The following is a 7393-nucleotide window of genomic DNA, read 5'->3' as shown; positions in this document are numbered from 1 at the left end:
GATGTGATGACTTCGACCCTGCTGAACGGAGCGTCAGAGGCTTTGGACATAGTCTTACTCATAGGCGTATGCCTATGCCTTATCAGCTATGCCGCGTGTCCGGTCAAAATGGGGTGCGCTCCAGGGCGCTACGTATTCTCCCCGGCCACCATCAGCACTCCAAGGGCTTCGAGGCTGCGCTGCCGATATACAATTTCGTTATACCGGTTAATCAAATGCGTTTCTGGATGCCTGACAGGCTGCAGGCTAAAAGCCTTTTTACTTCACGCCTATTGGTGTGGCGTGAATAGTTTGGTGCACAGGCCTGATCATGCAGGTCTCGTCCACATTGGAGCTGCCCCTAAAAGTAGACTGAACAACTTTCCACGCTTTCTAACCACAAGACCTAAAGCTTCCCTGCATCTTCAGACCTACTTTGGAAGGGATTGTCGGCATGATCACCGATGAAGGGGCGATGTGATCATCTGGGATACAGGCCGCTAGAAGCGGTTTTTAGCGAGGAGGCGCGTCGACGCGCCGTTTTTGGAGGAGTGGACATGACACTGAACAGCGTGCTTGTCGGATCGGTAGTGGCAACCTTAATTGCTGCTCCGGCCGACGCGATGGACATCAAGATAGGGGTGCTCAATGACAGATCAGGAATCTACACGGATATGTCCGGAGAGGGTTCTGTGGTTGCTGCACGCATGGCGGTTGAAGACTTCGACGCTGCCGGAAAGGGCATCAACGTTGAGATCATCGCTGCCGACCACCAAAACAAGGCAGACGTAGCTTCGGCGATCTCACGCCGATGGTATGCTGTAGAAAATGTCGATGTCATCGTCGATGTGCCGAATACATCAGCAGCCTTGACGGTACACGACGCAAGCCGTGAAATGAATAAGGTATTTCTCGGTTCCGGCGTTGCATCCTCTGATCTCACTGGCTCGCTCTGCTCACCCAATACCATCCACTGGACCTATGACACCTGGCAGCTTGCTAATGGCACCGGTCGTGCGGTTGTTGAAGATGGCGGCGACTCGTGGTTTTTCCTGACGGCCGACTACGCTTTCGGTCATGCGCTGGAGCGCGATACCTCTGCGGTTGTTGAAGCTTTTGGTGGTACCGTTGTGGGCTCCGTGAGGCATCCATTTCCGGGTAACGACTTCTCATCATTCCTGCTTCAGGCACAGTCATCCGGAGCGAAGGTGATCGGGTTGGCAAACGGCGGTGGGGATACGATCAATTCGATCAAACAGGCATCCGAATTCGGAATCGTCCAAGCCGGGCAGACGCTTGCTGGTTTGTTAGTGTTCATCACAGACGTTCATGGGATAGGGCTACAGGACGCGCAAGGGCTGGTTCTGACGGAAAGTTTCTACTGGGATCTGAACGATCAGACCCGCGAGTGGACTAAGCGTTATGAAGAGGCCGGTGGTCCCAACAAGCCTGTGATGACACACGCAGGCGTGTATTCGGCCGTTCTGCACTACCTGAAGGCAGTGGAGGCGTTGGGCGACAAGGATGATGGAGCAGCCGTCGTGGCGAAAATGAAGGAGCTTCCGACGGACGATCCTCTGTTTGGCCAAGGTGAGGTTCGGGTCGACGGCCGTAAGATCCACGACTCCTATCTTTTCAGGGTGAAGTCCCCGGAGAAATCGGAAGGCCCGTGGGACTATTACGACGTTGTGTCGACAACCCCGGCCGCACAAGCTTTTCGTCCTCTCGAAGAGGGTAGCTGCCCGCTCGTAAAATAGAACCAATCCAAATCAGCACGGCGTGCCTGAGATTGATGCGCCGTGTTACCTCAGGAAGCAGTCAAAGCTTGGACCGCCTCACGACTAGTACCTCACTATTTCGGCATTGTCGTCGGGAGGCGCGCCCAGCCTCATGAGGAGAGCGGGCAGGACGACGAGTTCATATCGGAGCTGAACTGGAAACTTCATCGCTCGCTCTATAGGCCCTCGGGGCGGAGAGCCACTCTGGACATGCCAGCCAGGATCCAGCACCAGCTTGAACGGTACACCCGATTGATGGTGTCTCTTGCCGAACTCAACAAGCCATCAGACCGGGAGCATTAGCAGCTCCGAGTTCTGCGAGGCGAAGGACACCGTCCGTGCGGTGGAACTCCTGGAAGCGCACATCATCATGACGGGCGGCAGGTTCCTTTTGGAAAAGCTGAACGAGATGCGGGACACGCAGGGATCCTGTCCCCGTTGCCGTGAACTCCTGAACTGGTCGCGTGACGCATCTCCGATTACGTCCTTTCCGCCCGCCCATGCGGACCGAAACGAGCCAGCGAGGACTGCTGGCTGGCGGAGGGTGCTGTTCACCGAGATCCTGCAGTTCACTTGCCGGGAAGGTTCGTGGCGCGCGTCAGTAGCGTGACTGCGCCGCCCTTGTCGGCTGAATCGTAATACGTGAACCCAGTCCTGTTTTCACGACGGCCGCGCATGAATGTCGACAGTCCAGCGTTGTTAGCCAGGACCTCGGCAGCATCGGCGTCAGGCACCTCGAAGCCAAGATGGAATACCCCCTCGCCTTTCGAATCCAAATGGATGCGCTGCGGCGAAGGATGTTCGCTTGGCTGACAGAGCTGGATCTGGATGTCGGGAAGGTTGCAGACGCGGTACTGCATGGCCCTGAAGCCCTCGGGGCTGGGAACGTCGAGTTCTTCGTACTCGGCCAGAGGGGGATACGCTTCCCATGGACCGATGCCGATCCCTTCGTAATACGCCTGCGCCTCGTCGATGTCGTGAACGACGATGCAGATGTGATGCAGTTTGTTGAAGATGGTCATCCCTGTTCCTTCACTGGTACCGTGTAATTGAGGACACGCCGTCCGCCGTCGGGATAGATCGTCTCGCCTGTGATGTACGAGGCGTCATCACTCGCGAGGAACGACACAACGGAGGCCACCTCGGCTGCCGTGCCGTACCTGCCGAGCGGCGTTCGGGACAGGATTCCCTTGACCGAAGCGTCCGAAACGAAACCTGTGTGGATCATGTCGGTATCGATGGTGCCCGGTCCAACGCCCACCACGCGGATGCCGTGTGGAGCGAAAGCCACGGCCGCGGTGCCGGTGATCTGGTTCATGCCACCCTTCGTGATCGCGTAGGTGGCGACCCGCGGGTTCGCGAGACCGGAATTGATAGAGGACATGTTGATGATCACTCCGGCTCCGCCTTGCTTGATCATCTGCCGTCCGGCCGCCTGGGTTCCCCAGAAGGCGCCTTCAAGGTTCACCGACAGAACCTTGTCATAGTCTGCCTTTGTCACCTCGAGGAAATCCTGGACCATAGCGATGCCGGCGTTGTTGACCATGATGTCGATACGGCCGAACGCCTTGACCGCTTCCTCGATCAAGGCCTCTACCTGATCCTTCTGGCTGACATCGGTCCGCACGCTCCGGACATGCTCCTCGGTGCCCAGTTCGGCCGCAGCGGCCTTCACTCCCCCCTCGTCGATGTCGGCCATCACCACCTTGGCCCCGTCTGCGAGCAGGCGCTCCGCGCATGCCCTACCGATGCCGCGGGCGGCGCCGGTGATGACGGCAATCTTGCCTGTATGGTTCATGTCCTGGTCCTTCCCAAGTTTAGTACACAACTGTTTCGTGCAGCGGCGTACCGCTCCTGACCCGATGATAGCCCAACGCCGAAAGGTCGATCGAGCGGAACGCGCCACGCGTAATCAGTTCGGCGACACCGCGGCCGGTCGCGGGGGCATGCATCACGCCGTGGCCGGAGAACCCTGTCGCGAAGATCAGGTTGGCCACCTCGTCGTGGAAGCCGATCACGCCGTTATGGTCGAGCGTGTTGACCTCGTAGTGCCCCGCCCAGGCGCTTTCCACCCTCAGCTCTTCCAGCGCGGGCACCCGGTGTGCAAGCGCAGGCCAGAGCGCGTTCTCAAGCAGTTCGTGCGCGGCATCGAAATCGTCGGTGGCGTCCGGATCCTCATCCTCCGGCGGCGCGATGCCGCAGATGAAGCCCTCGCCTTCAGGCCTTATCCAGGCGCCCGAGACGTCGAAGAGCATTGGGAAGCCGCTCCTGTCCAGCGGAGCTTTGATGCTGAAGACGGTACGCTTGCGCGGTTCCACCGGAAGGTGGATCCCAACGCTTCGGACCAGGCGGCCTGATCCGGGTCCTGCGGCGTTCACGCACCAGTCCGCTTGAAGAACCGATCCGTCATCGAGCTTCACGCCCGTTACCCGTCCCGCCGTGATCGCGATGGCGGAAGCTTTGGCATGGACGTAATCCACTCCCAGGTCCTTCGCCCCGCGCCGGACAAGCGACAGCAGCGCCCAGGCGTCGAACCAGCCCTCATGATGCTCGGCAGTGGTGGCGATCCCAAGCCCGTCCGTGTTGATCCAGGGAAAGCGCGCTGCGGTCTCCTGAGGAGAAAGAACGGAAACATCTGCCCCCTGCGACCGCTGCATGGCGGCCCCTGCACGCCTCGCCTCGACCGTCTCCGGTCCGCCGAGGATCAGGTAACCCCGCTCCACGAAGCCAACGTCGGCCTCGGGTCCGAAACGGGACTTCACTGTCCGCAGGAACTCGGCGCCGAAGAGGCTCATGTGGATGTTGACGGGCGTGCCGAACTGGGTCCGGATCGAGGCTGCAGACAGTGAGGTGGAGGACCTGCGGTAGCTCGGGTCCTGCTCGACAACGGTTACCGCCCCTTCGAAACCCGACATGCGGAGGAAATAGGCGACGCAGCTGCCGACTATCGCACCACCGACAATGACGACGCGCGGCTGCACGGCTGCACCTACCGGATCACGAACGGGTTGGCGGTCTTTCCGACCGTGTCGATCCACACCGTCTTGGTCTGCAGGTAGGCGTTGATGGCCTCCTGCCCGCTTTCACGGCCGACGCCGCTGCGCTTGTACCCGCCGAAAGGCGCCATGTAGCTGACCGCCCGGTAGGTGTTGATCCAGACAGTGCCCGCCTGCATGGCGGCAGCTCCGCGAAGGGCGCGGCCAATGTCCGCCGTCCAAAGGCCCGCAGCCAGGCCGTACGGACTGTCGTTGGCGATGGCGAATGCCTCTTCCTCGTCTTCGAAGGGGATTACCGAAAGTATCGGGCCGAACACTTCTTCCTGCGCGATGCGCATTCGGTTGTGCACGCCCGTGAAGATGCTCGGCTGCACGAACCAACCGTCCTGGAGGTCAGCCGCCCCCGGGACCGCTCCGCCGAGGACGCATTCCGCGCCCTCGCCCCGTGCCATCTCGATGTAGGACAGGACCTTCTCGCGTTGGGCCTGCGTGGTGATAGGACCCACCTGTGTCTCAGCAAGCGCCGGGTTGCCGATCCGTGCGCTGCCCGCGAGCCTGACTACCCCCTCGACGACTTGGTCGTGGATACGCCGGTGGACCAGCAAGCGCGATCCCGCAATGCAGGTCTGGCCGCTTGCGGCGAAGATGCCGGAGATCGCACCGTTCACCGCGCTCTCGATGTTGGCGTCCTCGAAGACGATGTTGGCGGACTTGCCGCCCAGCTCTAGCGTGACCGTTTTCAGGCCTTCGGCTGCCGCCTTGTAGACCGCGACGCCGCCTGCCTCGCCTCCGGTGAAAGCGATCTTGGCTACATCGGGATGGGAAACGAGCGGAACGCCGACGTCGAGCGGCATTCCCGTGACGGTGTTGACCACGCCGGAAGGAAAGCCCGCCTTCTCGAAGAGCTTCACGAATTCCAGCGTGGAAACCGAAGTGTGCTCCGACGGCTTGATGACGACGGTGTTTCCAGCAGCCAGAAGCGGCGCGAGCTTCCACGTGAGCAGGAGGAGCGGAGAGTTCCATGGCACGATCGCGGCGACCACGCCGATCGGCTCGTGGCGCGTGTAGGCGAACATGCCCGGCTTGTCGATCGGAAGAACCGAGCCTTCGATCTTGTCGGCAAGACCACCGAAGTAGCGGAACCATTCAGTGAGGTAACGGACCTGCGCGGACATCTCGGAGATGAGCTTGCCGTTATCGCGCGTTTCGAGGGCCGCGAGACGGTCCGCGTCGGCCAGGATCTCGTCAGCAAGCCTGACGAGCAGCTTGCCGCGCGCGCTTGCCGTCAGCCCTGCCCATTCTGGAGAGCGGAAGGCCGACTTCGCGGCGGCGACCGCCTCGTCGACTTCCTTCTTACCCTCCTGAGGGATCAAGGCCCAGGCCTTGCCCGTGAACGGGTCGAAGGACTCGAAGGTATCCTTGACGGGACGCAGGCGTCCGCCGACGGTGTTCTGGAACGTCTGCATCCCTCTGCTCCCCCGATCAGCAGGTCGCCAGGCCGAGATGCGCCCGGAAGCGGTTCTTCACGAAGGTCGCGTCACGAGGCGGCAAGGATCGCGGGAGGTTTTCGGCAGCGATCTTCAGCACGAAGAGACGCGGCCCTCCGGCATGCTCCTTTAGTTTCTCCGCAAGCTTGTCCACCTCCTCCAAGGAGCGCAGTTCCGCCGTCTCGGCGAACCCCGCGGCGGCCGCGATCCTGTCAAAAGCAATGCCGCTTCCGGTGTGGCTCGCCTGCATGCCCGTCTCCCCGAAGTGCTGGTTATCGAGCACGATGAGATCCAGATTTTCCGGCCGCGCCACCGCGATGGTTGCAATCGAACCGAACGCCATGAGCTGCTCGCCGTCGCCCGTGATCACTATTACGCGCTTTTCGGGCTGCGCCTGTGCGAGACCAAGCCCGACGAGCGCTGCACCGCCCATCGCGCCCCAGAGATAGTAGTTGTCGTCGCGGTCCCCGGCCGCGTGAACGTCGTAGCTCGGCGATCCAAGTCCGGTGACGACCAGCGCGCCCTGGCGTGCGTCGAGAAGCTTCTTCACGGCTTGCCTGCGGTCCATCGTTGTCATCCTGTTACCACTTCTTCTTGCCCAAGAGGCGCTGGCCGATCAGCACTGCCACCTGCTGATCTGCATCGAAGGCCATCGTGGCGGCCTGTTCCACGGTGTCGATCAAATCCGCGCCGGTTTCCGCCCGGAGCACCGTCAACCCGATCGCTTCGAGCGACGCCTGCGTGGCGCGCCCCATCGGAACTTGCCATGGGTTGAACTCCGCCCACTCGCCCCGCATGGTGACGAGCGTCAGGAAGGGGAAGCGTGACTGAACCGGCAGCGAAAGCATGTTGATGCAGTTTCCGACGCCCGACGACTGCATCAGGAGAACGCTGCGCTTGCCACCCAGCCACGAGCCCGCCGAGATGGCGACGCCCTCTTCTTCCGTCGTCAGAACGTTGGTGCGGACGTCGGCGTCTTCATTGAAGAGCCGGATCAACGTCGAATGGCCTGCGTCGGGGACATAGGACATGTGCTGAACGCCCGCAGCCTTGAGGGTCTCGTAAAGTGCTATCGGCCAATCCGTGGCAAGGTCGCGGGTCCTGGCCTCGGACAGAGGTTTAATGGCTTCAGCGGCACCCACGGCTCGCCTCC

General features: G+C 61.2%; 8 protein-coding genes. 2 read left to right on the top strand and 6 right to left on the bottom strand.

The features are described 5' to 3' along the window. The coding region (locus J5Y06_RS14850; protein ID WP_209335953.1) for a hypothetical protein at nt 1-290 on the top strand (290 nt) is incomplete at its 5' end. Between the two features lie 246 nt (nt 291-536). Continuing rightward, entirely contained in the window at nt 537-1736 is a 1200-nt protein-coding gene (locus J5Y06_RS14845) for an ABC transporter substrate-binding protein (protein WP_209335952.1), read from the top strand. A 590-nt stretch (nt 1737-2326) separates the two neighbouring features. On the opposite strand, the gene J5Y06_RS14835 is transcribed toward J5Y06_RS14845, so the two are convergent. The 6 genes from J5Y06_RS14835 to J5Y06_RS14810 are packed head-to-tail and all read right to left on the bottom strand — an operon-like array spanning nt 2327 to nt 7355. After that, nucleotides 2327-2779, bottom strand: coding sequence for a VOC family protein (locus tag J5Y06_RS14835; protein WP_209335950.1), 453 nt, complete (start codon nt 2777-2779; stop codon nt 2327-2329). Further along, complete coding sequence (locus J5Y06_RS14830; RefSeq protein ID WP_209335949.1) at nt 2776-3555, bottom strand: SDR family NAD(P)-dependent oxidoreductase; 780 nt, start codon at nt 3553-3555, stop codon at nt 2776-2778. The genes J5Y06_RS14835 and J5Y06_RS14830 overlap by 4 nt, the downstream gene beginning before the upstream one ends. Before the next feature lie 19 nt (nt 3556-3574). After that, nucleotides 3575-4738, bottom strand: coding sequence for an NAD(P)/FAD-dependent oxidoreductase (locus tag J5Y06_RS14825; RefSeq protein WP_342453431.1), 1164 nt, complete (start codon nt 4736-4738; stop codon nt 3575-3577). Between the two features lie 8 nt (nt 4739-4746). Next, a complete protein-coding gene (locus J5Y06_RS14820) occupies nt 4747-6219 on the bottom strand; it encodes an aldehyde dehydrogenase (protein ID WP_209335947.1) in 1473 nt (490 codons plus the stop codon). Nucleotides 6220-6235: 16 nt separating this feature from the next. Next, nucleotides 6236-6817: a thiamine pyrophosphate-dependent enzyme gene (locus J5Y06_RS14815; protein ID WP_209335946.1), complete on the bottom strand. Its 582-nt coding sequence runs from the start codon at nt 6815-6817 to the stop codon at nt 6236-6238. A gap of 4 nt (nt 6818-6821) precedes the next feature. Further along, nucleotides 6822-7355 carry a thiamine pyrophosphate-binding protein gene (locus tag J5Y06_RS14810; protein WP_245247895.1) on the bottom strand — a complete coding sequence of 178 codons (534 nt, stop codon included), beginning with the start codon at nt 7353-7355 and terminating at the stop codon, nt 6822-6824. Nucleotides 7356-7393: the final 38 nt, after the last annotated feature.

It is taken from the genome of Tianweitania sediminis (assembly GCF_017813335.1).
In the GTDB taxonomy this organism is placed as follows: domain Bacteria; phylum Pseudomonadota; class Alphaproteobacteria; order Rhizobiales; family Rhizobiaceae; genus Tianweitania; species Tianweitania sediminis.
The sequence above is the reverse complement of the archived record's forward strand: the minus strand, read 5'-3'. Positions and strand labels throughout refer to the sequence as shown.

Excerpts from the sequence above, each read along its gene's own strand:
- J5Y06_RS14845 (WP_209335952.1), top strand. The coding sequence starts at position 537 with ATGACACTGAACAGCGTGCTTGTCGGATCGGTAGTGGCAACCTTAATT.
- J5Y06_RS14835 (WP_209335950.1), bottom strand. The coding sequence starts at position 2,779 with ATGACCATCTTCAACAAACTGCATCACATCTGCATCGTCGTTCACGAC.
- J5Y06_RS14830 (WP_209335949.1), bottom strand. The coding sequence starts at position 3,555 with ATGAACCATACAGGCAAGATTGCCGTCATCACCGGCGCCGCCCGCGGC.
- J5Y06_RS14820 (WP_209335947.1), bottom strand. The coding sequence starts at position 6,219 with ATGCAGACGTTCCAGAACACCGTCGGCGGACGCCTGCGTCCCGTCAAG.
- J5Y06_RS14815 (WP_209335946.1), bottom strand. The coding sequence starts at position 6,817 with ATGACAACGATGGACCGCAGGCAAGCCGTGAAGAAGCTTCTCGACGCA.